The 26,869-nt window shown below is 40.3% G+C and carries 31 protein-coding genes and 1 riboswitch; of the genes, 19 read left to right on the top strand and 12 right to left on the bottom strand.

The window, feature by feature from the left end:
* Positions 1 to 129 precede the first annotated feature (129 nt).
* The 12 genes from AA980_RS11065 to AA980_RS11010 all read left to right on the top strand — a co-directional run bounded on the left by AA980_RS11065 (position 130) and on the right by AA980_RS11010 (position 10,775).
* Positions 130 to 444 carry a hypothetical protein gene (locus AA980_RS11065; protein WP_024026299.1) on the top strand — a complete coding sequence of 105 codons (315 nt, stop codon included), beginning with the start codon at positions 130 to 132 and terminating at the stop codon, positions 442 to 444.
* 216 nt (positions 445 to 660) lie between these two features.
* Entirely contained in the window at positions 661 to 1,581 is a 921-nt protein-coding gene (locus AA980_RS11060; protein WP_024026300.1) for an alpha/beta fold hydrolase, read from the top strand.
* Between the two features lie 12 nt (positions 1,582 to 1,593).
* Positions 1,594 to 2,181: a TetR/AcrR family transcriptional regulator gene (locus tag AA980_RS25790; protein WP_024026301.1), complete on the top strand. Its 588-nt coding sequence runs from the start codon at positions 1,594 to 1,596 to the stop codon at positions 2,179 to 2,181.
* A gap of 815 nt (positions 2,182 to 2,996) precedes the next feature.
* The gene (locus AA980_RS11050; protein WP_024026302.1) at positions 2,997 to 3,521 is read left to right on the top strand and encodes a sigma-70 family RNA polymerase sigma factor; all 525 of its coding nucleotides are present in this window, start codon (positions 2,997 to 2,999) and stop codon (positions 3,519 to 3,521) included.
* Positions 3,514 to 4,830 (top strand): DUF4179 domain-containing protein, encoded by a 1,317-nt coding sequence (locus tag AA980_RS11045; protein ID WP_024026303.1) that lies wholly within the window; start codon positions 3,514 to 3,516, stop codon positions 4,828 to 4,830. The genes AA980_RS11050 and AA980_RS11045 overlap by 8 nt, the downstream gene beginning before the upstream one ends.
* A 277-nt stretch (positions 4,831 to 5,107) precedes the next feature.
* Positions 5,108 to 5,854, top strand: a complete 747-nt coding sequence (locus tag AA980_RS11040; RefSeq protein WP_024026304.1) for a nucleoside phosphorylase — start codon at positions 5,108 to 5,110, stop codon at positions 5,852 to 5,854.
* A gap of 23 nt (positions 5,855 to 5,877) precedes the next feature.
* Positions 5,878 to 6,480, top strand: a complete 603-nt coding sequence (locus AA980_RS11035) for an ECF transporter S component (RefSeq protein ID WP_024026305.1) — start codon at positions 5,878 to 5,880, stop codon at positions 6,478 to 6,480.
* Between the two features lie 80 nt (positions 6,481 to 6,560).
* Positions 6,561 to 7,328, top strand: a complete 768-nt coding sequence (locus AA980_RS11030) for an energy-coupling factor transporter transmembrane component T family protein (protein ID WP_024026306.1) — start codon at positions 6,561 to 6,563, stop codon at positions 7,326 to 7,328.
* Positions 7,325 to 8,170 carry an energy-coupling factor ABC transporter ATP-binding protein gene (locus tag AA980_RS11025; protein WP_024026307.1) on the top strand — a complete coding sequence of 282 codons (846 nt, stop codon included), beginning with the start codon at positions 7,325 to 7,327 and terminating at the stop codon, positions 8,168 to 8,170. Before AA980_RS11030 ends, AA980_RS11025 begins: the two co-directional genes overlap by 4 nt.
* Positions 8,167 to 8,973, top strand: coding sequence for an energy-coupling factor ABC transporter ATP-binding protein (locus AA980_RS11020; protein ID WP_024026308.1), 807 nt, complete (start codon positions 8,167 to 8,169; stop codon positions 8,971 to 8,973). The genes AA980_RS11025 and AA980_RS11020 overlap by 4 nt, the downstream gene beginning before the upstream one ends.
* A gap of 179 nt (positions 8,974 to 9,152) precedes the next feature.
* Positions 9,153 to 10,349 carry a class I SAM-dependent rRNA methyltransferase gene (locus AA980_RS11015; protein ID WP_024026309.1) on the top strand — a complete coding sequence of 399 codons (1,197 nt, stop codon included), beginning with the start codon at positions 9,153 to 9,155 and terminating at the stop codon, positions 10,347 to 10,349.
* Between the two features lie 204 nt (positions 10,350 to 10,553).
* The gene (locus AA980_RS11010) at positions 10,554 to 10,775 is read left to right on the top strand and encodes a hypothetical protein (protein ID WP_024026310.1); all 222 of its coding nucleotides are present in this window, start codon (positions 10,554 to 10,556) and stop codon (positions 10,773 to 10,775) included.
* 169 nt (positions 10,776 to 10,944) lie between these two features.
* On the opposite strand, the gene AA980_RS11005 is transcribed toward AA980_RS11010, so the two are convergent.
* The 6 genes from AA980_RS11005 to AA980_RS10980 all read right to left on the bottom strand — a co-directional run bounded on the left by AA980_RS11005 (position 10,945) and on the right by AA980_RS10980 (position 16,941).
* On the bottom strand, positions 10,945 to 11,862 hold the full coding sequence (locus AA980_RS11005) for a pseudouridine-5'-phosphate glycosidase (RefSeq protein ID WP_024026311.1): 918 nt from the start codon (positions 11,860 to 11,862) through the stop codon (positions 10,945 to 10,947).
* Positions 11,859 to 12,980: a PfkB family carbohydrate kinase gene (locus tag AA980_RS11000; protein ID WP_024026312.1), complete on the bottom strand. Its 1,122-nt coding sequence runs from the start codon at positions 12,978 to 12,980 to the stop codon at positions 11,859 to 11,861. The genes AA980_RS11005 and AA980_RS11000 overlap by 4 nt, the downstream gene beginning before the upstream one ends.
* A gap of 180 nt (positions 12,981 to 13,160) precedes the next feature.
* On the bottom strand, positions 13,161 to 14,234 hold the full coding sequence (locus tag AA980_RS10995) for an ABC transporter substrate-binding protein (protein WP_024026313.1): 1,074 nt from the start codon (positions 14,232 to 14,234) through the stop codon (positions 13,161 to 13,163).
* The gene (locus AA980_RS10990; RefSeq protein ID WP_024026314.1) at positions 14,231 to 15,037 is read right to left on the bottom strand and encodes an ABC transporter permease; all 807 of its coding nucleotides are present in this window, start codon (positions 15,035 to 15,037) and stop codon (positions 14,231 to 14,233) included. The genes AA980_RS10995 and AA980_RS10990 overlap by 4 nt, the downstream gene beginning before the upstream one ends.
* 1 nt (position 15,038) lies before the next feature.
* Positions 15,039 to 15,842: an ABC transporter permease gene (locus AA980_RS10985; RefSeq protein ID WP_024026315.1), complete on the bottom strand. Its 804-nt coding sequence runs from the start codon at positions 15,840 to 15,842 to the stop codon at positions 15,039 to 15,041.
* Positions 15,832 to 16,941 (bottom strand): ABC transporter ATP-binding protein, encoded by a 1,110-nt coding sequence (locus AA980_RS10980; RefSeq protein ID WP_024026316.1) that lies wholly within the window; start codon positions 16,939 to 16,941, stop codon positions 15,832 to 15,834. The genes AA980_RS10985 and AA980_RS10980 overlap by 11 nt, the downstream gene beginning before the upstream one ends.
* A 218-nt stretch (positions 16,942 to 17,159) precedes the next feature.
* Between AA980_RS10980 and AA980_RS10975 the strand changes: the two genes are divergently transcribed.
* Both AA980_RS10975 and AA980_RS10970 read left to right on the top strand, forming a co-directional pair.
* Positions 17,160 to 17,867: an MBL fold metallo-hydrolase gene (locus AA980_RS10975; RefSeq protein ID WP_034723038.1), complete on the top strand. Its 708-nt coding sequence runs from the start codon at positions 17,160 to 17,162 to the stop codon at positions 17,865 to 17,867.
* Positions 17,868 to 17,881: 14 nt separating this feature from the next.
* Entirely contained in the window at positions 17,882 to 18,469 is a 588-nt protein-coding gene (locus AA980_RS10970) for a TetR/AcrR family transcriptional regulator (RefSeq protein WP_024026318.1), read from the top strand.
* 96 nt (positions 18,470 to 18,565) lie between these two features.
* Here AA980_RS10970 and AA980_RS10965 read toward each other — a convergent pair whose 3' ends face one another.
* Positions 18,566 to 19,075 (bottom strand): DoxX family protein, encoded by a 510-nt coding sequence (locus tag AA980_RS10965; RefSeq protein WP_024026319.1) that lies wholly within the window; start codon positions 19,073 to 19,075, stop codon positions 18,566 to 18,568.
* Between the two features lie 242 nt (positions 19,076 to 19,317).
* Here AA980_RS10965 and AA980_RS10960 point away from each other — a divergent pair, with 242 nt between their 5' ends.
* Positions 19,318 to 19,929 carry an exonuclease domain-containing protein gene (locus AA980_RS10960; RefSeq protein WP_235815098.1) on the top strand — a complete coding sequence of 204 codons (612 nt, stop codon included), beginning with the start codon at positions 19,318 to 19,320 and terminating at the stop codon, positions 19,927 to 19,929.
* Between the two features lie 62 nt (positions 19,930 to 19,991).
* Here AA980_RS10960 and AA980_RS10955 read toward each other — a convergent pair whose 3' ends face one another.
* Complete coding sequence (locus AA980_RS10955) at positions 19,992 to 21,086, bottom strand: citrate synthase/methylcitrate synthase (protein WP_024026321.1); 1,095 nt, start codon at positions 21,084 to 21,086, stop codon at positions 19,992 to 19,994.
* A 107-nt stretch (positions 21,087 to 21,193) separates the two neighbouring features.
* Between AA980_RS10955 and AA980_RS10950 the strand changes: the two genes are divergently transcribed.
* Complete coding sequence (locus tag AA980_RS10950; protein ID WP_024026322.1) at positions 21,194 to 22,072, top strand: LysR family transcriptional regulator; 879 nt, start codon at positions 21,194 to 21,196, stop codon at positions 22,070 to 22,072.
* A gap of 94 nt (positions 22,073 to 22,166) precedes the next feature.
* Here AA980_RS10950 and AA980_RS10945 read toward each other — a convergent pair whose 3' ends face one another.
* The gene (locus AA980_RS10945) at positions 22,167 to 22,592 is read right to left on the bottom strand and encodes a VOC family protein (protein WP_024026323.1); all 426 of its coding nucleotides are present in this window, start codon (positions 22,590 to 22,592) and stop codon (positions 22,167 to 22,169) included.
* A gap of 288 nt (positions 22,593 to 22,880) precedes the next feature.
* Positions 22,881 to 23,405, bottom strand: a complete 525-nt coding sequence (locus AA980_RS10940) for a DinB family protein (RefSeq protein WP_024026324.1) — start codon at positions 23,403 to 23,405, stop codon at positions 22,881 to 22,883.
* 173 nt (positions 23,406 to 23,578) lie between these two features.
* Between AA980_RS10940 and AA980_RS10935 the strand changes: the two genes are divergently transcribed.
* Positions 23,579 to 24,349 carry a GNAT family N-acetyltransferase gene (locus AA980_RS10935; RefSeq protein WP_024026325.1) on the top strand — a complete coding sequence of 257 codons (771 nt, stop codon included), beginning with the start codon at positions 23,579 to 23,581 and terminating at the stop codon, positions 24,347 to 24,349.
* A 3-nt stretch (positions 24,350 to 24,352) separates the two neighbouring features.
* On the top strand, positions 24,353 to 25,045 hold the full coding sequence (locus tag AA980_RS10930) for a copper homeostasis protein CutC (RefSeq protein WP_024026326.1): 693 nt from the start codon (positions 24,353 to 24,355) through the stop codon (positions 25,043 to 25,045).
* Between the two features lie 56 nt (positions 25,046 to 25,101).
* Here the strand turns inward: AA980_RS10930 and AA980_RS10925 are convergent, their stop codons facing one another.
* On the bottom strand, positions 25,102 to 25,677 hold the full coding sequence (locus tag AA980_RS10925) for a QueT transporter family protein (RefSeq protein ID WP_024026327.1): 576 nt from the start codon (positions 25,675 to 25,677) through the stop codon (positions 25,102 to 25,104).
* 6 nt (positions 25,678 to 25,683) lie between these two features.
* Positions 25,684 to 25,728: riboswitch (PreQ1 riboswitch) on the bottom strand.
* A gap of 106 nt (positions 25,729 to 25,834) precedes the next feature.
* Positions 25,835 to 26,206 carry a VOC family protein gene (locus tag AA980_RS10920; protein WP_024026328.1) on the bottom strand — a complete coding sequence of 124 codons (372 nt, stop codon included), beginning with the start codon at positions 26,204 to 26,206 and terminating at the stop codon, positions 25,835 to 25,837.
* 269 nt (positions 26,207 to 26,475) lie between these two features.
* On the opposite strand from AA980_RS10920, the gene AA980_RS10915 reads away from it, so the two are divergent.
* Positions 26,476 to 26,859 (top strand): VOC family protein, encoded by a 384-nt coding sequence (locus AA980_RS10915; RefSeq protein ID WP_024026329.1) that lies wholly within the window; start codon positions 26,476 to 26,478, stop codon positions 26,857 to 26,859.
* Positions 26,860 to 26,869 lie beyond the last annotated feature (10 nt).

The raw sequence follows: 26,869 nt of genomic DNA, 5'->3' as shown, positions 1-26,869 counted from the left end.
TAGAGTAAAAAAACGTGAAAAATTATTCTAGTACTACTTTAAATGTAATGGAAATTGTGGGCGAAAATCTATTCCTTATTGAATGTGGACACATACACTATTTGGGAACCATTTGAGGAGGAGAGAAAAATGCTAAGGCAATTAGGCAATTACGATGCACAAGGTTATCATCACGGACATGGTGGATATTATCCGGGACATGGATACCACTATGGGCATGGCGGATACTATCCAGGACATGGGTATCATCATGGACATGGCGGATATTATCCTACACAAGTAGGCTACCATCATGGTCACACCGGTTATTATCCAGGCTATGGTGTTCACCATGGCCATACTAGCTATTATCCAGGCTATGGCGTTCATCATGGACATACCGGTTATTATCCTGGTCATGGCATTCACCATGGGCACGGTACGGTCTACCCCAATCAAGGATAATCATTTCAAACTTTAAAAATAGCATTACTTTAAATGGATACACATCAGCCCTTCTCAACTTGAGGAGGGTATAGTTTTGGAGAAAAAAACCGTCGTTGATATTGTGCATTTGGAATTTTTTATAAAAATATTTACAATTATTACCTTAAAATGGTACTATATCTATAAAAAGATTGATTAATCAATCACTTTTTAAAAAAATGGAAGGTGATTCTAATGGCTAATAAATTGACTCCTCCAGGCACATTGATCAATATCGGAACACATTGCCTGCATATGATTTCAGGCGGGGCGGAAAGTTCGCTGCCTACAGTTGTATTTGAACATGGTGCAGGCGGCTCGGCACTCATGTGGAGTCTCGTCTATCCGGAGATTGCAAAATTAACGAGAGTCGTAGTATATGACCGGGCGGGTTATGGCTGGAGTGAAGCGGGGTCCCTACCCCGTACGAATGAAAGTTGTGTTGAAGAGTTACATGAATTGCTGGTGCAGGCAAAAATTGACGGACCGATTATACTTGTTGGTCATTCCTATGGCGGCATAAATGCGCGGTTATATGCCAATCGCTATCCTGATCAAGTGAGGGGAATGGTATTAGTGGATGCCACACATGAAGATGAACTGACAGAACGGTTTCCAGTTGAGCACCATAAGGGACAAGAAATGGGCGCAAAAATGATGGATGTTTTTGCGTTTTTATCTAAGATTGGCATCTTAAGAGCATTGGCCGCGTGTAAATTGGTTCCAGGTTTTTCAAAAACCTTAAGCGGCTGCCCCCCAGAGGTGCAAAAAATGCTATGGAAAATGTCGTTTAAAACGAGTGCCTTGACTGCGGCGGGAAGTGAGTTTTCCCATCTGTCTCTAGGATATGAACTGGTTCGAAAAGCCGCGGATATGGGTGAGATACCCCTAACAGTCATTGCAGCAGGCATCGTCGACCAATTCGCTCCCGGCACATCTAAGGAAGTACAGGGGAAAATTAAACAAGCATTAAGGGACGCTGCTTCTGATACTAGCAAGTTATCGAAAAATGGAAAGCTGGTTGTGGCTGAAAATAGCAGCCATAACGTACAGCTCGAGCAACCAGAGATCGTCATAAACGCGATAAAAGAAATGGTTACGGCCAACAATTTTTAGAGGTGAATCGTATTGAAAAGAGAACAAAATATGCTCGAGAAGCGAGCGAAAATACTTGAAGCTGCTATCCCGTTGTTTGCAGACAATGGTTTAAGTGCGACGACCGTCGCAACGATTGCGAAACAAGCGGGTGTAGGATTTGGAACAGTATTCAACTACTTCGCTACAAAAGAGGATTTATTTAAAGCAGCAGTCCTTGAACCATTAGACGAACAACGCGAAATCTTAAAGCAAATCGTCATGGCTCAAGGGACACCACATGAACGGTTAAAGAAAATGGTGATTTGTCATCTGCACCATTTTTCTCATCATCGTAATAAGATGCGCTTGATGTTATACGTGCTAGGGCAGCCGGAACGTTTTCCTGAAATAGCGGAAGAGCTTTTTGCCTTTGCCCGTGATTTTTTTGCTGCAGTCGTTCCGATTGTGGAAGAAGGACAAACGAACGGAGAAATTCCTGCCTGTGATCCACTCGGACTGTCGTGGTCTTATTTTGCCTACATTAACGGTGTTGTTATGACCATGCTGGACCCGCCCGATGACCCAAAATGGGAACAGTTTATCCTACATGGCTGCAGGTTGTTCGGAATCACAGATTGAGGACAGGATATTGGATTTTTGTGTAGATTTCCAAATAATATCCAGGTAATGTCGTAAGTTTCGAAAAATGTGTAGTAAGTGGGCGGAAACATGTCGTAAGTGCCAAAAAATATATCGTAAGTATCAGGAGATAATGTGAATTTCTAAATAATATCCAGTAAATGTCGTAAGTTTCGTAAAATGTGTAGTAATTGACCGGAAATATGTCGTAAGTATCCGGAGATTGTGTGAATTTCCAAATAATATCCAGGTAATGTCGTAAGTTTCGAAAAATATGTAGTAAGTGGGTGGATACATATCGTAAGTGCTCATAAGTATGTCGTAAGTATCCGGGGATTGTGTGAATTTCCAAATAATATCCCAGTAAATGCTGTAAGTTTCGAAAAATGTGTAGTAATTAGCCGGAAACATGTCGTAAGTTTCGAAAAATGTGTAGTAAGTGATCGGAAATATGTCGTAGTGCACAAAAATATGTAGTAAGTATCAGGAGATTGTGTTAATTTCCAAATAATATCCAGTAAATGTCGTAAGTTTCGAAAAATGTGTAGTAAGTGGCCGGAAACCTGTCGTAAGTGCTCAAAAAAATGTCGTTAGTATCGGGAGGATAATGTGATTTTCTTAATAATATCCTCTAATTTCGTAAGTTTCGAAAAATGTGTAGTAAGTGACCGGAAATATGTTGTTTGTGCTCACCTTTTAACCTTTAATCGTAACCCCTTTAGGAGAACAGCATATTTTTTTAATAAAATTCAAAACTTTTTTTCTACTAAATGGTCTAATATGTAGTACAACAGGGTTGTGAGGGGGACGAGGGATTGAGCGCGGGTGAGCAATTGGTAAAAGAGGCAATCAAAGGTGATGACTCTGCATTTTTGCAGCTGGTTCAGCTATACAAAATAGATTTATATAAAACAGCTCTATCCTTTTTAAGGAGTGAGGAAGAAGCGCTGGAGGCGATTCAGGAAGTTACCTACCGTGCATATAAGAGTATCCGCACCGTCAGGGATGCTTCGTATTTCAAAACATGGCTGATTCGAATTATGATTAATTACTGCAATGATCAATTGAAAAAGAAAAAGCGAGTAGTATTTAGTGAAGAAATCTTAAGCCTGCAAGGTGCATCCGAGAACCATAACGAAATGGAGCTAAAAGATGCGATGCTGGGCTTGGATGAGCGCTCCCGTGAAATTATAACGTTGAAGTATTTTCAAGATATGAAAATAAAGGATATTGCCCTTACACTTCAATGCCCGGAAGGCACGGTCAAAACGTGGCTGAACAAAGCATTGAAGTCCTTGCGGGATAAACTTGAAGGGAATGGCGGTGATCAGCATGTATGAAAAGGAAGAAGAGCAGTTGAAGAATTTGTATGATAATGTTCAAGTTCCGCTGGATTCACTGGATGAGGCTATTTTTGCCGGATTTCAAAAAGCTACATCAGAAAAGAAACGGCACTCCATCAGGAAGAAATGGTTATTTACCTTAGCAGCAGCCGCTGTTATTTTCGTTTCCTTTTTAACATCGATCCGCCTATCACCAGCATTTGCAAATTATATCTCTGTCATACCCGGAATGGAAAAATTGGTGGATTTAATTAGGGATGATAAAGGAAAGATGCTGGCGGTTGAAAATGATTATTATGAAAAAATAGGAGTTTCCCAAGAAAAGAATGGCATTAAATTCACCATTGATGGTGTTATTGCTGATGAAAATGGCTTGATTCTGTTTTATACTATCAATACAAAGGAAAAAGAGAAGGAATTGAACACGGGAGAGGTTGAGCTGAAAAGCTTAGATGAGAAAAGCCTTGAAAAGGGTTCGTCAATGTTAGGGAGAGCGTTTTATTCGGAAAAGGGAGAAACATCCCATAGTGACAAATTCGAATTCTATTTTCAATCACCATTAGAAGTCAAAAAATTTGAGGTCAAGGTAGATGTTAAAGTAAAAAAGCAAAAGGAAAATTTTACTCTTCAATTCGAATTAAAAAAAGAGATTCAACAGAAAAAGACCTATGTTTTAAACAAAGATGTAGAAATTAAAAGGCAAAAATTTACAGTCATAAATGTAGATGTTTATCCATTAAGGGTGGCGGTTCATGTGAAAATGGACCCTCAAAATACAAAAAAGCTATTAAACTTTGATGATATCCGTCTAATCGATGAACATGGGGAAACATGGTATAAAATCGCGAATGGATTTACAGGCAGCAAAATTTCCGATGATGAGGCGATTATTTACCTGCAAAGTAATTATTTTCAAGAACCGAAAGAGTTGTATCTAGTAATTAATAAAATCCAGGCTATAGATAAAGAAGATGCTTATGTCATGATTGATATAGAAAAAGAACAAATTCTAAAGCAGCCAAAAGGGAATAAATTTACTGCCTTAAAGGTGGAAGGCGATCAAATAATACTTAGCATGCGTCCAAAAAAGGAATTTTCATTTGATCTATTTAATCTGGTAAGAGATAGGGACGGTAATGAAATAGATAAAGCAGGGGGATTCCTGTCCCATAATTTTGAGGATGAAAAAGTAACCGAATACGGAGTTAGCATCCCAGGACTGAAAGACAAACTAAGTCCCATTTCCCTAGAGATTTTCTTCTTTCCTTCATGGATTGAAGGAAGTGAAAAGATAAAGATAAAATAAATGAAGGAGCCTGATACCCCAGAGTGTCAGGCTCCTTTTCATTCAGGGATATTTCTCCCCTAAATAAATGACTGAATCTTCCTACTTTGGTACAATTACATTATATAGGTAATGGTAAATTCCTTCCCACATTCCACATAGAAAACCCTTTATCAAAAAAATAGCCTCATGTTATTACACCGAGAAAATTCCATCCTATCTTGAATTGTTGCACCATCAAGAATTGAACAGCGTAATCATCATAAAAATGAAAAAAATCCAAAAGGAGTCAACGAAAATGACAATCAACCTACAACCGCATATCAGAATTGGAAACGGGCATGAAGTTCAATATGCTTTACTGCCGGGAGACCCAGGCCGCGTCGATGAAGTTGCCAAATTTTTAGATCAGCCAGAAGAGATCGCTTATAACCGAGAATACAAAACGATTAAAGGTTTCTATAAAGGAATCCCTGTTTTAGTTACTTCCACAGGGATTGGCGGAGTGTCTGCTGGAATTGCCATCGAAGAGTTAAAAAATATTGGCATAAAGGTAATGATTCGCATCGGAAGCTGCGGCGCCTTACAGCCGCATTTACGCTTGGGGGACCTGGTAATTGCTTCCGGAGCCGTTAGAAATGACGGTGCCTCCTATTCCTATATTAACAAGGCTTATCCCGCGATACCGCATCCAGAACTACTTTTTCATGTGATGAATGCAGCAAAAAAGAATCGTGCAACAAATCACATAGGTATTGTCAGATGTCATGACAGCTTTTATACTGATAAAGAACAAGATATCGACAACTACTGGTCTGAGAAAGGAATTCTCGCATCAGACATGGAAACAGCTGCACTATTTGTAATTGGAGGCTTACGCGGTATTAAGACCGCATCCATTTTAAATGTCGTTGTCGAAAAAGAGGGGGATTTAGAAGGGGGAATTAATGATTATATTGAGGAGAAAAACAATAGTAAACGAGGAGAAGAATTCGAAATCCTCACCGCACTCGAAGCAATTGTTTCCTATGATTCTACTTTTTAAAAAATAAAAGGGGGTTTTTCTCAGTGAAAAAACAAAGCATGTGGTCGTTACGGTTATCAACAGCCGCACTCGTTCTTATTCCTGTTGCAGTAGGTGTTAACTATATTGGTAAATTGCTTGCAGCATTGCTGAAGCTGCCGTTATGGTTAGATTCCATCGGTACCGTCTTAGCAGCGATGCTTGGTGGTCCAATTGTCGGCGCGTTAGCCGGGGCAATTAATAATATAATCTACGGCTTTACAGATCCTATCTCTTTTGTTTATGCGATTACTAGTGTGGCAATTGGTTTGGTAGTCGGGATTCTTTTTTACAAAGGCTTTATTTCTAGCTGGGGGAAAGTGCTGGTTGCTGGATTGATTATCGGGCTTGTGGCAACAGTGGTTTCAACACCAATCAATATTGGATTCTGGGGTGGGACGACAGGGAACGTTTGGGGCGATGCCTTATATACTTTTGTTCTAGCCAAAACCGATTCTACTTGGCTCGCCTCACTACTTGATGAAATTGTCGTTGATATCCCTGATAAAATAGTCGTTGTTCTTGTCAGCTATGGTATTTTCAAAGGATTACCGCAAAATGTCGTCCAATTATATACTAACAATCAGAAAATAGAGACTCTTGATTAACCTCTTCGATGGAAAAGGGCGAAGCGTCGCTTTGAATGTTTTTGAAAGTCTTTTGTTAAAAAGAAAGCCGGTGACAGTTCGTGAAATCGATTAGCTTATATGAGGAAAAAGCTTCTTTTGTCCATGATGTTGATCCAATTACTAAGCTCTGGTACATTCCTTTTGCCATTTTAATTCCGATTATTCTACCATCATTCACGATTTCTTTTCTTTTTATAGGGCTTAGCCTTGTGTTATTGCTCGGGGCAAAGGTGATCAGAAAAACAATCCCCGTTTTTGGCTTTGTTTTTCTGATCCTGATTACGGTCGTCCTCATCCAGGGAATGTTTAAACCGGAAAATGAAACGGTGCTGTTTCAAATCGGTCCGTTAACGATGTACAAAGAAGGGCTGCTCTTTGCCTTAACCATCACGCTTAGGGTCATCAATATTATTTGCGCCTTTATGATCCTTGTTCTGACAACGAAACCATCGGATCTCGTAGAAGCATTGGTGCGAAAGGGAATGTCACCGCGAATCGGCTATGTGATTGTTTCTGTTTTTCAAATCATCCCCGAGATGATGGCGACAATGAGCACGATTACGGATGCACAACGGGCGAGAGGGATGGAGACAGAAGGAAAATTGCTGGTAAGGATCAAAGCATTTATACCATTACTGGGGCCTGTCGTGCTTGGGTCGCTTATTAATACAAAGGAAAGAGCGATGGCCTTGGAGGTGCGTGGCTTTAATTCTCAAGCCCCGAAAACCTATTTATATGAAGAAAAAACGTATCAGTTCAGCAAGGTCCTTCAGATTGGGATGTTGTTGCTGACTATGGCGGCCGTCTCTTGGAGGATATTTTTATGAAAAAAATTATTGTCGAAGGTCTCAAATACAAATATCCATTGGCTGATTCGCTCGCTCTTAATGACGTGACCTTCGATATAAAACAAGGGGAGTTTATCGGCATCATTGGGAAAAATTTAGCTGGTAAATCGACGTTATGCCAAGCGCTGGTTGGCCTTGTTCCTCATTTTTATAAAGGGGCTTACGGTGGTAAAGTGATTGTCGACGGTCTGGAAGTGAAGAATCATTCGATTGCTGATCTTTCATTAAAGGTCGGGATGGTGTTTCAAAATCCATTTACACAGGTGACAGGTTCGAAGACGACGGTTTACGAGGAAATTGCCTTTGGCCTTGAGAATATTGGAATCCCCCGGACTGAAATCATTGAACGGATTGACTCAGTGCTTGATTTGTTAAACATTGAGCAGGTAAAGGACCATAATCCCTTTGACTTATCTGGCGGGCAAATGCAGCGGATGGCAATTGCGAGCATCATCGCGATGAAGCCGGATATCTTAGTGCTAGACGAGCCGACATCGCAGCTGGACCCAGCCGGTTCCGAGGAAGTGTTTCAGGCAATTCAAAGCCTAAGTAAGCAGGGAATAACAGTGATTTTAGCGGAACACAAAATGGAGAAGATTGCCCAGTATTGTGATAGAGTCTTACTACTTAATAACGGAAAAGTTGTAGATTTTGATACGCCGGGAAAAATTTTTTCAAGAGAAGACCTGGAGGGATATGGCCTAACTGCCCCCGTTTATACAAGAGTGTGTAAGGCATTGGGCGTTAAGAAGGCGGGTACGGATGAGTATCCTGTTACTCTTGAAGAGGCTGAAAGGGTATTAAGGGGGGATGGGGCATGATCAAGATAGCCAATCTTTCATTTTCCTATAATAAAGAAACCCGAGTGCTCTCAGGGATTAACCTAGAGTTTGATCGGCGCTCTACCGCCATCATTGGCCAAAACGGGGCTGGAAAGACAACACTCGTGAAGCTTATGAAAGGCTTGCTTAAAGCAGATGAAGGGAAAATCCTGATTCATGAACACGATGTAAGCGGGAAAACTGCCGCCCAACTGGCAAGAACGATTGGACTGGTTTTTCAAAATCCGAATGACCAGATTTTTAAACGAACGGTTTTGGATGAAGTAATGTTCGGTCCGCTGAATATAAAAATGGATAAACAGACGGCAAAGGAAAAGGCTATCGAGGCATTAAAGATGGTCGAGCTTGATGACAAACTAGAGATGAATCCGCATGATTTGAGCTTGTCGGAGAAAAAGCTGCTCTGTATCGCATCGGTAGTTGCAATGGATACGGACATTATCATTTTCGATGAACCAACTATTGCCCAGGACCATGGAGGTAAGGAAAAAATCCGGCAAATCATCCAAGCCTTAAAGGACAAGAATAAACTAGTGATGACGATTATTCATGATATGGATTTCGTTGCCGAGAATTTTGAACGGACAATTGTGTTTAATGATGGTCAGGTTTTGTTAGACGGAGAAACAAGAGATGTGTTTTCGCAAAAGGAACTCTTGAAAACGGCCTGCGTAGAAGCTCCAGGAATCACAAAGTTGGCGGAAAGACTCGGGTTTAAGGACACCGTTTTAACAGTTGATGAGTTTATTAACATGAAAAAAACATACAGCCCGCCACAATGATTTGTGGCGGGTTTTTATTATGGTAATATCCGCCAGTGTGTGAAGGTGTGAAAATTGTAGGGAATGGACCTTCTTTAGTGTTATGATTGTAGTATTGTGTTTAAAGCGCAAATCACTATCCTATTGTCTATGTTTTTTTACTAGACTGATAGGATTAATAACATAGATGGGATGAACCGATGACTACTGAAATCTGTTTAAAAGTAAAATCAAATTTTGTAAATAAGCTAAAAAGCGGCTATCCGCTTATTTCTAAGGAAGCCATCATCAATGTGAACGATACCGTAAAAGAGGGTTCCATTGTCAAGTTGGTCGACGAAAGGAATCGTTTTATTGGCAAAGGCTATTATGGCAAACAAAATAAAGGACTTGGCTGGGTGCAGAGTAGAAAAGAAAACGTCTCTATTGATCAGAACTTTTTTAAGAAAAAGCTTAAAGAAGCGATTAAGGATAGAGAATCATTTTATAATAATACGGAAACAACGGCGTTTCGGGTATTTAATGGCGAAGGTGATGGAATCGGCGGTTTGACGATTGATTACTTTGCTGGGTATTATTTGTTAACCTGGTACAGTGTGGGTATTTATCACTTTCGGGAATATATCATTCAGGCCTTACGGGAACTGGTTGAATTTAAAGCCATTTATCAGAAAAAGCGATTTGATATCGCAGGTAAATACATTGAAGAAGATGACTTCGTCGCCGGTGAAAGAGGGCAGTTCCCGATTATCATCAAAGAAAATGGCGTCAATTTTGCCGTTTATTTGAATGAAAGTGCGATGGTCGGAGTGTTTTTAGATCAACGAGATGTAAGGCGGACGATTCGGGATGCGTATGCTAATGGTAAGACAGTATTAAATACATTCTCTTATACCGGAGCCTTTTCTGTTGTTGCGGCATTAGGCGGAGCCACAAAAACGACAAGTGTGGATCTGGCCAATCGAAGCAGGGGAAAAACGATTGAGCAATTTACTGTAAATAACATTGACCATGAAACGCAAAGTATTATTGTGGAAGATGTATTTAATTATTTTAAGTATGCGGCCAAAAAACAGTTGAAGTTTGATGTGGTCATCCTCGATCCCCCAAGCTTTGCACGGTCTAAGAAATTTGTCTTTAGTGCGGAAAAGGACTATATGAATCTATTAAAAGAAGCGATTGCGATTACAGAGGATAACGGGACGATTGTTGCCTCCACCAACTGCAGTACCTTTGGGATGGAAAAGTTCAAGGGCTTTATTGAGACTGCCTTTAACGAAACTGGCCATCGCTACAAACTAATGGAGGAATTTTCACTTCCCGCCGATTTCAAAACCATCAAAGAATTTCCCGAAGGTAACTATTTAAAGGTCGTATTTATAAAGAAAATGAAATAAGCAAGGGTGTCAGGCACTATGTGAAAAATTCACATGGTGCCTGACACCTTTTTCTAGTTTTTAGGGTGTTTTACAAAGCATTTTTGCCATATAATAGAGGTGAGAGTGTTCACAAAATTGTTGGAATTGTCATGTTGTTAGTATTGATATAGGGAAAACGAACGAATATACAAATAAATGGATTGTTTTTGGGAGGAGAAAGAAATGATTAGAGCGGCTGCTGCGGGTGTTATTGGGTTTATCCTAATTTTTATCGAATCGATGATTGTGATGAAGTTAAAAGGTTACGCGACGATTGAGTTTGGCGGCATAGCTCCGTTCATCAACGTCTGGGCAATGAATTTCTTTTTTGTCTTTGCCATCCTCACACAGGTGAACAATTGGTATATGAACAAGGAAAGTTTAAAAGAAGATAATAGCTTTTAAACAAATGGAATTTGATTGTGAAGAGGGACTTCCACTTATCAATGGAAGTCCCTCTTTGCATATTATTAATTTGGTGTACGGTCTAAATGACTAGTGTCCTCGCTGGGTGGACAAATGTCCACGAGCGGTGCCTGACACCATTGATCACCCATTAAAGTGTCACTACCTATTATTTTTTCATTGCCTCAAACTGAACAGCAATTTTTGCGCCAACTACGGCATTGTTATAAACTAGTTCGATGTTGGATTCAAGGCTCTTTCCGCCAGTTAGTTCTTTAACTTTTCCTAATAGGAATGGTGTTACATCTTTACCAGCGATGTGTTTCTCTTCTGCTTCCTTCAATGCTGTCTCAATCACATCCGTAATTGTCTTTTCATCCATTGCATGTTCTTCAGGAATCGGATTAGCGATGACTGCTCCGCCTTTCAGATTTAAATCCCATTTTGTTTTTAAAGTAGCGGCTACAGTTTCAACATCGTCTGCACGGAAGTTAACTGGGAATTGGCTTGTTCTTGTATAGAAGGCAGGAAGTACGTCAGTTTGATAGCCAATAACCGGTACACCCTTTGTTTCAAGATACTCCATTGTTAACCCTAAATCTAAAATCGATTTTGCCCCAGCGCAAATGACTGCTACGTTTGTTTGGGCTAATTCTTCTAAATCAGCAGAAATATCCATTGTTGTTTCAGCTCCACGGTGTGCACCGCCAATTCCACCAGTAACAAAGATATTAATTCCGGCTAACTCTGCACAAATCATCGTTGCTGCAACGGTTGTTGCACCTTTTTTCTTTGTTGCGATTAAGTAAGCTAAATCACGGCGTGATGCTTTTGCAACATCGGAACTCTTACCAAACATTTCAAGCTCTTCATCGGATAAACCAATCTTAATTTGTCCATCTAAAATCGCAATTGTTGCCGGAACCGCGCCGTTATCGCGAATAATTTGTTCAACCTTACGAGCTGTTTCTACGTTTTGCGGATATGGCATGCCGTGAGAAATAATAGTCGACTCTAGAGCAACTACCGGTTTTCCTTGTTCTTGCGCGGCACGTACTTCTTCTGCTAATGTAATATACTGTTTCATGATAATTCCTCCATGTCTTTTTGTAATTGAGTTGGTGATAAATCCTGACGAACAGTGTCAGCTGATTGTAATGTCTTAGAGGCATTAACCGTGCCTGCTTTGGCAATATCGGTCAACTTATGACCTTCTAGCCACGAGTATATGACAGCAGAAGAAAATGCGTCACCTGCCCCCGTGACATCAACAATTTCTTTTGTTTCAATCGAAGGAATATGAAAAATCCCTTCATTCTGATTTCCAATCATGGCGCCTTTTTTTCCATTGGTTATTACCACATTAGCGATACCGAGTGAAAGCCATTTTTCTATTGCTTGTCTCCACTCTTCCTCTGTCTGGATTTCACAATTTAAATACGTTTCTGACTCATCTCGGTTGGTAATTAACCAGGTCACTCCATCTAGATCAGCAGGAAGCCTGCTCATTTTCGGAGATGAAACCGGTATCAAAATAATCGGTCGTTCATGGATTTTGGCAAAATTGCATAAATACTGCAATGTTTCCTTCGGGCAATTAAGATCGGCCATGATACATTTCGCTCGACTCAATAAAACATCCTGTTTACGGAGTAAGTCTGGTGTGATTTCCTCATACACTTCCATATCGGCAAGCGCAATGATTAATTCTCCATCAGTATCAAGTACCGCTGTGTAGGATCCAGTTGACATCCCCGGGATTTGCGCCACTTGATCTAGGTTCATATATAGTGATGACGATTCGGCAATGAATGACCAATCGCTGTCTGCTCCACTGGTTGTTAATAATGTTACTTTGGTACCAAGGCGTCCAAGATTTTCGGCGATGTTCCGAGCAACTCCTCCAACACTTTGTGATGATTGAATCGGGTTGGATGTGCCAAGCTGCGCTTTCGCTTTCACATGGAATTTTCGATCTATATTGGCACCGCCAATACAAATGACCTGCTGGGACTCATTTAAGACGTAAGCTCTGCCTATAATATGTCCTTTTCTAGTTAAACCAGAAATAATATTCGCAATCGAAGGTCGAGATAACCCTAAGATTTCTGCAAGCTCCTGCTGTGAAATATAGGGGTTCTTTCGAATCAAATCGAAAATCAACTGTTCCTTTTCGGTCAATTTTTCGAAATCTTTTTCAGCCACAAATTCACCACCTAAACATTTGTTTAATTAATAAACTTATGTTCATAGTATACTCCTGACAAATTCAAAGGTCAACCATCATTTTTTAACTTAGCCTAAAAATCTTAACCAATTCATAATATGGAAGAAAAAAGCGCCTCAATCTTCGAATTCCCGAAGACTAAGGCGCTTGCGCTTTTCTTATTTTCTATGCATTTTAAATTGCAAGAACAGCTCGTTGTAATAGGCTAGGTTCTTTTTACCAAGGTTTTCGTATACTTCTAGCTTTTCCGTAAGCTCTGGTGATGGATAGAACCGTTCATCCTCGACCACTTCTTTGGGCATATATTTTAGTGCGCCTTTGTTAGGTGTCGAATAGCCGACGTAATCGGTATTTTGGGCGGCAACCTTTGGATCAAGCATGAAGTTAATGAATTTATGGGCTGCCTCGACGTTTTTTGCAGTTTTCGGGATGACCATATTATCGAACCAAAGGTTAGAGCCTTCCTCCGGCACCACATAGTCTAAATCTTCATTCTCTGACATGATTTCGGAGGCATCTCCTGACCAAACAAGACCGACGGATGCCTCTTGGTTGGCGAGGAGCATCTTGATTTCATCGCCGACAATCGCTTTAATATTCGGCGTAAGTTTGTCGAGCTTTTCCTTTGCCTCAATTAAATGCTGTTTGTTTGTATCATTCAACGAATAGCCTAAACTGTTGAGCCCCATGCCGATTACTTCGCGGGCACCGTCGGTTAATAAGATTTCGTTTTTCAAATCAGGATCCCAAAGGTCATTCCAGCTGGTAATTTCCTTGCCATGGAGCATCTTTGGATTATAAACGATGCCGACGGTTCCCCAAAAATAAGGAATGGAATATTTATTCTCCGGATCAAACGGCAAATCCATAAACCGCTTATCAATATGTTTTAAGTTGGGCAGTTTCGAATGATCCAACGGGAGGAGCAAATCTTCGTGACGCATTTTATCAATCATATATTCAGACGGAACGGCGATATCATAATTCGTACCGCCCTGCTCAATTTTCGTCATCATCGCCTCATTTGAATCAAACGTTTCATAAATGACTTTGATTCTCGTTTCTTTTTCAAACTTCTTGATTAAATCCGGATCGATATAGTCGCCCCAGTTAAAAACCGTCACCGTATTACCGCCGGAATACCCCTGCGAAGCATTCAAACTAGAAATCGCATATAGAAGCACGGCCGAAACAATAGCAATGAACAGAAAAAAACGAACAAGTTTGTTCATCGTTTACGCACCCCCATTCCATTAGGCCTGTTGCGCTGGGTAATAAAGTAATAGATCACCACTAGCAGCAAGGTAAACAGGAACAGCAGGGCGGACAGGGCATTAATATTTAGGGAAATTCCCCGGCGTGCTAAGGAATAAATCTCAACTGAAAGTGTAGAAAAGCCATTTCCAGTTACAAAAAAAGTCACCGCAAAATCATCTAATGAGTACGTTAACGCCATAAAGAAGCCGGCAAAAATTCCAGGTGTAATAAACGGAATAATCACCTTCGTCATTACGTTCCAGCTGCTCGCGCCTAAGTCGCGGGCCGCATCAATCAACGTCGGACTCATTTCCATTAATTTTGGCAGCACCATCAAGACAACAATCGGAATACTAAAAGCAATATGGGATAGCAAAACGGAATAAAAACCAAGTTTCAGCCCAGCCATTGTGAACAAAATTAAGAACGAAGCGCCAATAATAACATCTGGGCTGACGATTAACACATTGTTTAACGATAATAAAGTATTTTTTGTTTGCCTTTTTTTCGCCTGATGAATCGCCAAAGCTCCAAGCACACCAATGATGGTAGAGAAGAGTGCGGATAAAAAAGCAATCACGATTGTATTTAAAACGATAATCAACAGTCTCGTATCTTGGAACAGCTCGCGATACCATTCTAATGAAAAGCCCTTAAAGCTATACATCGTTTCTCCACTGTTGAAAGAAAAGATGACGAGAAAGAAAATCGGTGCATACAGGATAAAAAAGATGACCACAAGAAATAGTTTTGATAAAGGGGTTATTTTTTTATCCATCCTACACACCTCGCTTTCCGGTACCAGTAACGACCATAATTAGCACCATAATAATAATTAAAAAGACTGCAATCGTTGAGCCCATGCCCCAGTCCTGTGTCACGAGAAAGTGCTGCTCAATCGATGTACCAAGTGTAATCACGCGGTTACCGGCGATTAATCTCGTTAACATGAACAATGAAAGCGCGGGAATAAAGGTTACCTGACAGCCGGACTTTACTCCGTCAATCGTTAATGGAAAAATAACTCTGCGGAACGTCGTCCATTTTGATGCCCCTAAGTCACTGGCGGCATCGATAAAGGTTGGATTCAATTCATTTAAAGCGTTAAAAATCGGCAAGATCATGAAGGGGATAAAAATATATACCGATACAAACACAAAACTGAAATCAGTAAATAAGATTTGCCTTGAGCCGATGCCAATTATTTTTAAAAAGCTGTTTGCAGCCCCATACGTTCCAAAAATACCAATGAAGGCATAGGCTTTTAACAATAAATTTATCCATGACGGGACAATAATTAATAACAGCCATAATTGTTTATGCCTGGTTTTTGTAAGTAAATATGCCGTTGGGTAGGCAACCAGCAATGAAATGGCCGTGATTAAAAACGCATACCAAAACGAGCTGAGCGTCATTTTTAAGTAAACGGGTGTGAAAAACTTTTGATAATTGATGAACGAAAAATTCCCCTCAATATCAAAGAATGAATAGTAAAGAACAAGTAAAATCGGCACAATCACAAATAGAAGTATCCAAAGCAGATAAGGAATCCGGTAAAGACCGCGGGTTCGTTTATTCTCCATGGCGGTCCACATCAGCATAGGTTTCTAAACGGCGGTCAAATTCTTCCTCTGTTTCACCATGGCGCATAACATGAATTGCCTCTGGGTCAAAATAAAGTCCGATTTCACTGCCAACGGCTGCCTTCTTCGTGGAATGGACAAGCCATTCATTTCCATCCTTATCGTAGCAGCTGATTTCATAATGAACACCACGGAACAGTTGGGAATCAACGCGGACCTGGAGCTTGCCCCGTTCAAGCGACGTGATTTCTAAATCCTCGGGACGGATAATAATTTCAACTGGCTCGTCCTCATTAAAGCCTTTGTCGACGCATTCAAACTCTCTGCCGACAAATTCCACCCGATAATCTTGCACCATTTTTCCATCGACAATATTCGATTCACCAATAAAATCCGCAACAAAACGGTTAATCGGCTCATCATAAATATCAGTTGGTGTGCCGCTTTGCTGGATTTTCCCTTTATTGATGACAAAAATCTCATCAGACATCGCGAGCGCTTCCTCTTGATCGTGAGTTACGAAAATAAAGGTAATCCCCAGGCGGCGCTGGAGCTCACGGAGTTCATACTGCATCTCGGTACGCAGTTTTAAATCGAGAGCGGAAAGCGGCTCGTCAAGAAGGATCACTTCCGGTTCGTTGACAATCGCCCGAGCAATGGCGACACGCTGACGCTGACCGCCAGACATTTCGCGGATTTCCCGGTTTTCATAGCCTTGAAGGTTAACGAAGCTGAGGGCTTCCTTTACCTTCCGCTCGATTTCTGCATTTTTCATTTTTTTGATGCGTAATCCAAATGCCACATTTTCAAAGACATTTAAATGTGGAAAAAGGGCGTAATCTTGAAAAACCGTATTTACCTGGCGCTTATTGGCCGGGATATCATTGATTTTTTTTTCGTTAAAATAAATTTCTCCCTTGGTGGGCTCGATAAAACCAGCGATTAACCTTAGAATCGTTGTCTTGCCACATCCAGAGGGGCCAAGAAGTGTATAAAATTTTCCGCGCTCAATCTCAAAGCTTACATCGTCAAGAACTGGCGGATCGTTATCATATTGCTTGGTAACATTGTTAAATTGAATAATAGCAGCGTTTGTCATGGCAGCCACCTCCGTCTAAAAAAAGTAACTTTCTCTTTATTGATTCGGGAACAATTATACAGGATGTGACTAAAAATTCAATATTTGTTTATTTAACGATGCCCATTAATAACCCATTTTAATAAAAATAGTAAAGAAGTGGAAAAAACTTCTTGATTTAACTAATATCATTAGTTAAAATAAAGCTAATAAGGTTAGTTAAGGAGGAGATGATGAAAATGAGAGTGATTAAAAATGGTTTTTTATATCAAGTGACATTCATGGCGAGTGTGTTTCCGGTGAATTGCTATTTGGTCGAAGAAGAGGACGGATTAACCTTGATTGATGCGGCACTTGGTTTTTGTACAAAGGGGATTATGAAGGCGGCTGAAACAATCGGCAAGCCGATTACTAAAATTGTGTTGACACATGCACATGAGGACCATGTCGGTGCGTTAGATTCTTTAAAGGACTTGCTGCCAGAGGTACCGGTTTATATTTCCGTTCGAGACCACAGATTAATGAATGACGACCGTTCTTTGGATCCAGATGAGGAGCAAACACCGATTAAAGGCGGTGTACCGAAAAAATTAAAGACGCGAGCGAATGTATTATTGAAAGAAGGCGACCTAATTGGATCATTGACAGCAATCGAAACGCCGGGACATACACCAGGTTCAATGTCGTTTTTCGATTTGCGGACGAAGGCATTGATAGCTGGTGATGCCTTCCAGACAAGAGGGGGAATTGCAGTGGCAGGCGATATAAAGCCATGGTTCCCGTTCCCAGCCTTCGGCACATGGAGTAAAAAAACGGCGTTAGTGAGTGCAAAGAAACTAGTAGGCTATGAACCTAAGCTCCTTGCAGTTGGCCATGGAGAAATGATTGAGAATCCTGTGAAAGCTATGAAACAAGCGATTGATAATATAGAACGGAAAATAGGATAAAGGAGTAGCTAAGCATGTCACCTAGACCAAAAATTGGACTTGATTTAACGACGATACTAGAAGCAGCAGGAGTATTAGCCGATCAACTTGGTATTCAGGAGGTTACACTGGCGAATCTTGCAAAGAATTTGGGGATTCGCCCTCCTTCATTATATAACCATTTTGACGGTTTGCCAGGGCTGAGAAAAAAGCTGGCGATCTATGGAATTGATAAGCTTTATTCGAGAATGGCAGATGCAGCGATTGGGGTGTCAGGCACCGAAGCCGTACTAGCGGTAAGTCAAGCATATGTCAATTTTGCCCGGGAGCATCCGGGAATATATGAGGCTACCTTGCTGGCACCGGACCCAGAGGATGTTGATGTGCAGCAGGCAGGGGCAAAAATCGTGGACCTATCCGTCCGTATTTTGCAGGCTTATCGTTTAGAGGGAGAAAGTGCCTTACATGCGGTCCGGGGATTACGCAGCATTTTACATGGATTTTCTTCGTTGGAGCAAAGGGGCGGCTTCAAGATGGCGCTGGATTTGGACGAGAGCTTGGTGATTATTATTAAGGCGTTTCTTGCCGGGATAGCTGGCGATTCCCCAACAACCACCGATTGAAATTACACAGGATGTGCCTAAAATTTCATTGGTTGTTTTATTTCCAAAAAACAGCCTCACTTCTCATGATAAGAAGGAGGCTGTTTACTTAATTTGCTATGCCGTTTGTTTGCTTGTCTTTTTACCTTTAAATGCAGTATTGCGGATGAATGGGATTACCCAGCGGTCGAGACCGATGCGGCCTGCGTTAAAGCCAGCGAACAGAATAATCGCACCGATGAAAAGGTCTGTTGGAATATGAGATACTGTTCCGGCTAGGAAGAACGCGAAGTTCATCACAAGTCCGAAGAACATTGCTGCTGTTGTTAAGCAGCCAAGAATAAGTCCAAGTCCGATTAAGAATTCGCCAAGCGGAACGATTGTATTAAAAATATCCACGTTTGGTAGAGCGAAATGCTTTAAGAAATCAACATACCAGCCATAAACCATGGCGCCATCAGGACCTTTAACAGGATTAGCAATTACCGCTTTCAAATATCCAGATGCATCAAATCCGCCTGCCAGTTTGTGGAAACCAGCTGTTAACCAAGAATAACCGATATATAAGCGAAGAACTGTCAAAATTCCAGCGGCAACTTTGTTTTCTCTTAACCAATTGACTACCATGTGAAACACTCCTTAGTAATTAAGTTTTATATATTAAGTACACTGTTAATATAACAAATTAATTTTAAAAATTGGGGAGTTTGCACAATAGTTCACATATCTGTAAAAATGATTTGAACAATTTGTTACAAGCAGGTGTTGGAAACTAAGTCAATTTGGTTATCGATAGGGATATTTAGGAGATGTATTAGTTGCGTAAGCTTTGTTATAATAGTGGAAAACCTAACTATTAAGGAATGATAATGGTGCCTAGCATAGAAAAATATGGTTTGCTTTTGGACGTGGAAACGACCGGATTGGGTCCTACTAAAGATGAAGTAATTGAACTGGCTTTAAAGTTATTTACCTATCGATCCGATTCTGGGGAAATCATCGAAATAATTGAGGAAGATTCCTTTTTACGGGAGCCGCTATCAAACTCAGCCCGAAATAATTATGATCAAGCATATCGGGTACACGGGATTCCTTACGAGTTAGTAAGAGGAAAAAGCTTTTATGATGTAAAAGTAAAAACTTATTTTCATCGCGCGGATACTGTGTTTGCACACAACGCTTCCTTTGATCGCAGCTTTCTTTATCACATGTATCCCGAGGTCAACGATTTAAAATGGTATTGCACGATGAGAAATATCCCGTGGAAAAACTATGGTTTCCCAAATGGTAAGCTCTTGACTCTCTTACAAGCACACAACATCACAAATTACCAAACACATAGAGCACTGGATGATATTACATATTTAATGGAACTGCTAAAAAAAACAAGTCCGAACGGAAACCTCTATCTTCAAGAAGTACTTGAAAAAGGCCCAATGAGAAAATATCAGCCAGCAGCGGCACGAACAAAATTGGGATAAAAACCTGCCCCAACGCCAAAAACTGCGTTGGGGTTAGTTAGTTTTAGTGCCTGACACCATCACTACGATTTATTGTATGTTCCAATATATTTAGATTGTGGTCTATAGATGGTGTTGTTTTCTGCTTGTTCTAGGACGTGTGCCGTCCATCCGACCATTCTGCTTGCAGTAAAGGTAGGGGTGAAAAGTTCCGAATCCATATTGATTGCTTTCATGATGGCCGCAGCATAAAACTCTACATTTGTATAAAGCAATCGACCAGGCTTCAGCTCCGCTAATAACTTAACAGCCGTTTCCTCTACTGTCATTGCTAGGTCAAGCCACTCATTCTCACCAACCAGCTCCATTAATTTTGCTTTTAGTGCGACTGCTCGCGGGTCATGCGTTTTATACACCCTGTGTCCAAACCCCATTAATTTTTCCCCGCGCAAAACCTTTTCTCTAATTACCGTTTCGGCATCTCCGACCATCGCAATTTCATCCAGTAGGTCGATGACTCCTGCAGGAGCACCGCCATGAAGCGGACCTTTCATTGTCCCGACTGCTGATGTGATTGCCGAAACTAAATCTGATTCAGTGGATGCTGTAACCCTGGCAGAAAAAGTAGAGGCGTTCATTCCATGTTCTAAGGTTAGGATCATATAGGTTTCGAGCGCCTCTATATCGGCAGCTAAAGGCACGTTTCCATCCAGCATATACAAGTAATTTTCAACAAAATCTAAATCGCTTCGAGGTGGAAAAAAACTTCTTCCCGCTAAAAATCTTTCTCGATAGGCAATAATTGTAGGGACCAAAGCAGTTAACCGAATTGCCTGTGAAACACTAGGTTTCCAGCCATAAGCTAAATTACCACCCTCTGCTGAAAGAGCAGTTCTAATAACACTCATTAAATCCATGGCGGGCGGGAATTGGTCGATGATTGCCTTTACATATTCGGGTAAATCACGATTAGCTTTCAACTCGTCTTTTAGCACACTTAACTGTGTCTCATCAGGTAAGTGGCCGAACCAAAGAAGATACGCAACTTCTTCAAAAGAAAATCTTTTCGTAATCTCCCGGATTTCATACCCCCGATAAAACAGCTGGCCATTTTCGCCATCAATATGGCTGATTAATGTTTCCGTCGCAACAATTCCTTTCAACCCTTTCTGAATCATAAAAATCGCTCCCTTCCTTATTTAGTGTTATTTTATAGGAAAAGAATAATTAAGAATATTGAATATTTTAGAAGTAATTAATTAAAATTTTTAATAAGGAGAAAAATATGGAATTTCAATGGATAAACACCTTTATTACGGCGGCAGATTGTGGCAATTTTCGCAGAACAGCAGAAATCCTATATATTTCACAGCCTTCCGTAACGGTTCATATTAAACAACTGGAAAAAGAATTGGGGACTCAATTGTTTCATCGCGAAGGGAAAAAAATAAAACTGACGGAGGCGGGGAAAAGATATTTAGTTCATGCAACTAGATTGCTGGAGGTTTATCAACATGGTCTTGAGGATTTATCTTCCTATAGTCAAGGATACACAAGGAAATTATCACTTGGTATCTCACCCCTTATCGCAGATACCATCTTACCCTACGTTCTAAAGAGCTATACAAAGCAGTACCCAGAAGTGGAGATATCAGTCAAAATTATTGAATCTGTTGACATTGAGCAGGCGGTCTTAAAGGAGGAGGTAGATTTAGGGCTGTCTTGCTTAAACAGTAGTCATCCAAGTTTGATTAGTGAGCTTTTGTATAAAGATAAAGTCATATTGGTTGCCCAGCATGATGGGAGGGATGCTGAATCAGCTCCCCCGTTAGATGAAGAAGAAGTATTAACAACCAACTATCTATTAACCCACAATCATCCTGGTTATTGGGAATATCTTTGCAGAGTAGTGAAAATTAAATATCCAAGTATAAGAATGATGAAAGTTTCGCAAGTCCATATTACGAAAAGGTTTATTGTTGAGGGGTTGGGGGTATCATTCCTACCGACTTCAACGGTCAGGAGAGAATTATTAGAAGGGAGATTACTAGAGGTCGATTGTCATTCGATCCCAATGCCCGATGCAAACACTTATGCCGTTATGAAATATAATCATTCCAAGCAAAAAGAATTTTTAAATTTTATATCAAACTATAGATTGTAGAGTTTGATTACAATTTGTGAAAGAATTTGTCTAGAAAAACAAAACAGCTCTGTCGCAATCAATGCGAACAGAGCTGTTTTGTTTTGATCTAAATTTATTGTCGACCTTCAGTGAAAATTTGAAAGGAAATTCCGAACTTGTCTGTTACATTGCCGTAAGCCGGGCTAAAGAAGGTTTCTTGGAGTGGCATGCCCACTTGACCGCCATCCTTTAACGCATCAAAAAACTTATGAGCGATTGTAGCATCGTCAGTTGTAATACAAATTGTAACTTGTGTTCCGCTTTGATGTGGCTGGCCAGGGAATGTATCAGAAAGCATTAACTCTGTTTCACCCACTTTTATTGTCCCGTGACTCACACGGTCCTTTGCTTCCGCAGGTAGAGGGAATTCCGGGTTTTCCGGCATTTCGCCGAAAGATTGAAGAAAGAGGACCTCAGCATTCAATGCTTCTTTGTAAAAATGAATCGCTTCCTTTGCATTTCCGTCCATCACTAAATAGGGAATTAATCGTACCGTCATTAAAAATCAGCTCCTTGAGTTTTTTGTATCGATAGGTTGATAGCCAGGCATTATATAGTTGTCATTGAAAGCAGCCCACTACATATTATTACCGATATTTCCATTATAAATAACAGAACTAACGTTCGCAAGTTTGATTTCTTGCTAAACCGAAAAAAACGATGGTGTCCACCCCAGGCGGACATTTGTCCACGAGCGGTGCCTGACACCATTTAAAAGACATCCTTGAAAAGACACCATTTAAATGACATCATTTAACTAACACCATTTGCTCTGTAATCAAATGGTTTATTTCAATTCTGGCAGGTATCGTTCATGAATGATTTTCAGATGGTGGATGGCATGGCCTGCGATGATGTAGGCGATGGCTTGGCTGGTGATATCGGTTTCGTTTGCAATGCCTCTTTTGGCCCAGGCCTCATCCGGCATGTTCTGAATTAACGTGATGGTTGCATTTCGTGTTGCTGCAAAGTCTTCAAGGATGATTTTTATCGGAAGTTGGTCGAATTGAGAACCAGCAATATAATCGTTCTCGTTAAATCCTGCTAGGGGTGTCTGGTCACCGCGTCCAATTCGCAGCAGGCGGTAACTCATGATTCTTTCAGTGTCGGACATATGACCAAGTACTTCTTTGATACTCCATTTACCAGAGGCGTAACGGAAATGACTGTCATCCTCAGATAAACTCTCCAAAAGGGCTTCCGTGTTAACCAGATTCTCTTTCAGAATCGATACCAGATAACCTTCAGGAACTAGCTTCACATAAGGTACATAATACGCAGGATATTCATTTTCTAATGGACGTTGTAACATTCTTCCTCTCCCTTCTAATATCTCGATAAAACGATAACAAATTTATCCTACCACAATACTCATAATAATCAAAAAATAATCTAATCATTTCCAATCTTTGAATTTGTATTCGTATCTCAATTTTTATTAAAATTATTCTTAATAGTGATTAAAATGGGGAAAGGTTGAGTGCTATGTCCAAAATATTATTAATTGAGAGTTTAGTGTGTAATACCTTTAAAATATTAAATGGCTTCCCTGCCTACATTACAATTGAACAAAAAGAAAAACCAACAGACCTGATTTCTGAGCAAGAGCTCTCCATGTTAATTAATCTGTGCTCGTATTGGGGGCTGAAGCGTATAGGTGTTTCGTTAGATAAAACATCAGAAGACTTTAACTACCTATCAGATTTGTTCCAAAGAAACGGGTTTGAACATTTTTCCTCAAGAGTTGAAGTTTACAAGGATTTAACGAACCTTGATAAAGGGGAAACACCGTTTACCTATGCTGCACTAGCAGATCAAAGCTTTTCAGAATCAGAATTTAAACACCTCTGGGAAAGATGTATGTCCGGCTCTGATAATAAACCATCAACTTTAACAATGGACCAGCACATAATGTCGGTTAAAAGTGAATTAGGGGAAGACTGGGGAAAATCATGCCACGTATATTATTTACAAAATAACCCGATTGGAATTTCCATCCCTCATATCGAGCCGGGCACAATGGATGAGGGGAGATTGTTTTATTTTGGACTTTTACCTGAAGCAAGAGGGAAAGGTTTAAGTACTTCCCTACATCTTCATTCGTTATGGGCACTAAAGGAAATGGGGGCAACCTACTACATAGGGAGTACCCATATCGCAAATAAGAAAATGGAAAGAGTTTTTGAAAAAAACGGCTGCGTTACGCGGACACAAACAGAAACATTTTACAAATATTTTCCTATTAAGGAGGATTGAAAAATGAGCAAAATAGAAATTATTGTCTTAAATCAAGAAGATGCAAAAACGGCTGAAGCCAATGGGGGGGACCGTCTTGAGTTGGTTTCCGCAATCGCCGAAGGCGGTCTGACTCCTAGTTACGGAACGATTAAAACTGTCGTAAAGAGTGTGGAAATTCCTGTAATGGTTATGGTTCGTCCTCATAGCTATTCATTTGAATACCATAAGAATGAATGGGAGGCTATTAAAGAAGATATTAAAATAATTAAAGAGTTAGGTGCCGCCGGGATTGTTTTTGGAGGGTTAACCGAAAAGCATACAGTAGATTTTGAGATTCTTGACATGGTTTTAGAAGAGGCCCAAGGCCTATCCATAACCTTTCATCGTGCCATTGATCAAACGGATGCTTTAGCGGCGTATAAGTCCCTTTGCAACTCGCCTTATTATGTAGAACGTATTTTAACTTCAGGTGGAAAACCAACGGTCCTTGAAGGACTTGACCCATTAAACAAGATGTTAGCGGAGTCAAAGAAAATTCTTGATCAGCCAATTATCATGCCGGGTTCAGGTCTCTCTTCCAATAATATCGAATATATACATAAACAGCTTCAAGCCTCGGAATACCATTTTGGCTCGGCCGTAAGAATAAATAGGGATTTTCGCAATCAAATAGATGGGGATGAAATCCAAAAGATAAAAAGAATGGTCAACTAGTTCACAACAAAAAGAGTTGCTGCTTTATTCAGTTTTAGCAGCAACTCTTATTATGATTAGATCATTTTTTCAAAATGAACGCGTTTGTTAATAGCATATATAATCGGCATCCCGACGGCCATCACGGCAAATTCACCAACGGCTGTTGTCAACCATGTGAACATGAAAGGCAACCCAAATGCTAAATGCAGTTCAAGGGCAATAAAGAACATTGTAACCGTGAAGACTATGGTGTTGACGATCATTCGTGCCCAGATGCCTTTGATAAAGCGGGCACATCCAATCGCAATCAATAAGGCAATCACCGACTGGCCTACACCGAAAATCAGGTCATAGGCCTTCATTGGTGAAAAGAGTAAATTCGTCAAAAATACACCAAGAACGATTCCATAAATGTACTTTTTATTAAAAACGATCAGATGATTGAACATTTCCGAGACACGGAACTGGACTTGAGTAAAGCCAAACGGCTGAATTAAGGCTGAAACAGCAATGTATAAAGCGGCAACAATTCCGCCCACAACAACCCCATGCACTTTGTTATGCGCCTTGCCGGCTGCAGCAGTTTCACCAGAACCAATACCTGTTTTGGCACCAATTGGTTGTGATACTGTGTTAGTTGTTTTTTCCATATTCATTTCTCCTTAGTTTTTTTTCGTGGGAGGATCTCGAACCACGTTAAATGAAAGATGCTTGCAAACTAATATACTAATATAAATAAAAGCACGAGTCAATTGGATTTTTTTCCAAAAATAAAGGAAGCCATCCTGGACGGCTTCCTTTGCAGCATTAACTTTGTACTTCGCTCATTAGTGCATGGGTGTTATTTTCTGTATCTTTGAAGAACGTCATCCATGTTTCTGTTTGCCCCATTTTTGCGACAATGTGTGGTTCGTCGATAAAGACGGCGCCTTTTTCAACTAATCCTTGATAGCTTTCCTTAATATCTGCTACTTGAAAGTAGATAACCGAACTAGGGTGAACAAATTGCTCCTGTTCAGGAAGGCTTAGCAGAAGGCGGAGACCATTACACTCGAAAAAAGCCATTGTCTCCATACTAAATAGCAATGGCAGCGCTAGTATATCCTTATAAAAGGCAATCGCTCTATCAATATCCTTCACGGGTACTCCAATTTGCCCCACATTTTGAATTTTCGTCATCAAACTCTCTCCCATCTCAAACAAATCTATTCTATTAAATTATAATTTAAATACTCTTATTTTTCAAAAAAATAATTACCGCCAATGAGCATTGTTGATAACCATTTGACATGAAAATTTGAGAAAAAATTACCGGTAATGTTCAAATAATGTCATATCGTGGTAAAATTGGACGATAATATATTTCAAAATTTTATAAAATGTGAGATATGTATTCCGCTTTAAATATTAGGTTGATCTTGAATACTGAAGAAATGGAGGAACAAAACATGCTCCACCATCTTGAAATTTATGTTTCCAATCTTACTAAAACGATTGAGTTCTGGGAGTGGTTTTTAACGGAATTAGGATATGAACAATATCAGAAATGGGACTCGGGCATTAGTTGGATGTATCGTGATACCTATCTTGTTTTTGTCCAAGCACAGGATCGGTTTATGGATGTCCCTTACCATCGCTGCAGAGTAGGTTTAAACCATCTGGCATTCCATGCAAATTCGACGCAACAGGTTGATGATATCACCGAAAAGTTAAAAGTGAAGGGAGTAGGGATCCTCTATCAAGATAAGCATCCTTATGCTGGCGGCGATTCTCATTACGCTGTTTATTTCGAAGACCCGGATCGGATTAAAGTAGAATTAGTTGCACCGTAAAACACTTCCC

It is taken from the genome of Neobacillus vireti, from assembly GCF_001026695.1.
GTDB lineage: Bacteria > Bacillota > Bacilli > Bacillales > Cytobacillaceae > Neobacillus > Neobacillus vireti.
The sequence above is the reverse complement of the archived record's forward strand: the minus strand, read 5'-3'. Positions and strand labels throughout refer to the sequence as shown.

What these genes read in the sequence shown, in the direction of transcription:
- AA980_RS11065 (WP_024026299.1), top strand. Translation starts at nt 130, where the DNA reads ATGCTAAGGCAATTAGGCAATTACGATGCACAAGGTTATCATCACGGA.
- AA980_RS11060 (WP_024026300.1), top strand. Translation starts at nt 661, where the DNA reads ATGGCTAATAAATTGACTCCTCCAGGCACATTGATCAATATCGGAACA.
- AA980_RS11045 (WP_024026303.1), top strand. Translation starts at nt 3,514, where the DNA reads ATGTATGAAAAGGAAGAAGAGCAGTTGAAGAATTTGTATGATAATGTT.
- AA980_RS11040 (WP_024026304.1), top strand. Translation starts at nt 5,108, where the DNA reads ATGACAATCAACCTACAACCGCATATCAGAATTGGAAACGGGCATGAA.
- AA980_RS11025 (WP_024026307.1), top strand. Translation starts at nt 7,325, where the DNA reads ATGAAAAAAATTATTGTCGAAGGTCTCAAATACAAATATCCATTGGCT.
- AA980_RS11020 (WP_024026308.1), top strand. Translation starts at nt 8,167, where the DNA reads ATGATCAAGATAGCCAATCTTTCATTTTCCTATAATAAAGAAACCCGA.
- AA980_RS11015 (WP_024026309.1), top strand. Translation starts at nt 9,153, where the DNA reads ATGACTACTGAAATCTGTTTAAAAGTAAAATCAAATTTTGTAAATAAG.
- AA980_RS11010 (WP_024026310.1), top strand. Translation starts at nt 10,554, where the DNA reads ATGATTAGAGCGGCTGCTGCGGGTGTTATTGGGTTTATCCTAATTTTT.
- AA980_RS11005 (WP_024026311.1), bottom strand. Translation starts at nt 11,862, where the DNA reads ATGAAACAGTATATTACATTAGCAGAAGAAGTACGTGCCGCGCAAGAA.
- AA980_RS10995 (WP_024026313.1), bottom strand. Translation starts at nt 14,234, where the DNA reads ATGAACAAACTTGTTCGTTTTTTTCTGTTCATTGCTATTGTTTCGGCC.
- AA980_RS10990 (WP_024026314.1), bottom strand. Translation starts at nt 15,037, where the DNA reads ATGGATAAAAAAATAACCCCTTTATCAAAACTATTTCTTGTGGTCATC.
- AA980_RS10985 (WP_024026315.1), bottom strand. Translation starts at nt 15,842, where the DNA reads ATGGAGAATAAACGAACCCGCGGTCTTTACCGGATTCCTTATCTGCTT.
- AA980_RS10980 (WP_024026316.1), bottom strand. Translation starts at nt 16,941, where the DNA reads ATGACAAACGCTGCTATTATTCAATTTAACAATGTTACCAAGCAATAT.
- AA980_RS10975 (WP_034723038.1), top strand. Translation starts at nt 17,160, where the DNA reads ATGAGAGTGATTAAAAATGGTTTTTTATATCAAGTGACATTCATGGCG.
- AA980_RS10970 (WP_024026318.1), top strand. Translation starts at nt 17,882, where the DNA reads ATGTCACCTAGACCAAAAATTGGACTTGATTTAACGACGATACTAGAA.
- AA980_RS10965 (WP_024026319.1), bottom strand. Translation starts at nt 19,075, where the DNA reads ATGGTAGTCAATTGGTTAAGAGAAAACAAAGTTGCCGCTGGAATTTTG.
- AA980_RS10960 (WP_235815098.1), top strand. Translation starts at nt 19,318, where the DNA reads ATGGTGCCTAGCATAGAAAAATATGGTTTGCTTTTGGACGTGGAAACG.
- AA980_RS10955 (WP_024026321.1), bottom strand. Translation starts at nt 21,086, where the DNA reads ATGATTCAGAAAGGGTTGAAAGGAATTGTTGCGACGGAAACATTAATC.
- AA980_RS10950 (WP_024026322.1), top strand. Translation starts at nt 21,194, where the DNA reads ATGGAATTTCAATGGATAAACACCTTTATTACGGCGGCAGATTGTGGC.
- AA980_RS10945 (WP_024026323.1), bottom strand. Translation starts at nt 22,592, where the DNA reads ATGACGGTACGATTAATTCCCTATTTAGTGATGGACGGAAATGCAAAG.
- AA980_RS10940 (WP_024026324.1), bottom strand. Translation starts at nt 23,405, where the DNA reads ATGTTACAACGTCCATTAGAAAATGAATATCCTGCGTATTATGTACCT.
- AA980_RS10935 (WP_024026325.1), top strand. Translation starts at nt 23,579, where the DNA reads ATGTCCAAAATATTATTAATTGAGAGTTTAGTGTGTAATACCTTTAAA.
- AA980_RS10930 (WP_024026326.1), top strand. Translation starts at nt 24,353, where the DNA reads ATGAGCAAAATAGAAATTATTGTCTTAAATCAAGAAGATGCAAAAACG.
- AA980_RS10925 (WP_024026327.1), bottom strand. Translation starts at nt 25,677, where the DNA reads ATGGAAAAAACAACTAACACAGTATCACAACCAATTGGTGCCAAAACA.
- AA980_RS10920 (WP_024026328.1), bottom strand. Translation starts at nt 26,206, where the DNA reads ATGACGAAAATTCAAAATGTGGGGCAAATTGGAGTACCCGTGAAGGAT.
- AA980_RS10915 (WP_024026329.1), top strand. Translation starts at nt 26,476, where the DNA reads ATGCTCCACCATCTTGAAATTTATGTTTCCAATCTTACTAAAACGATT.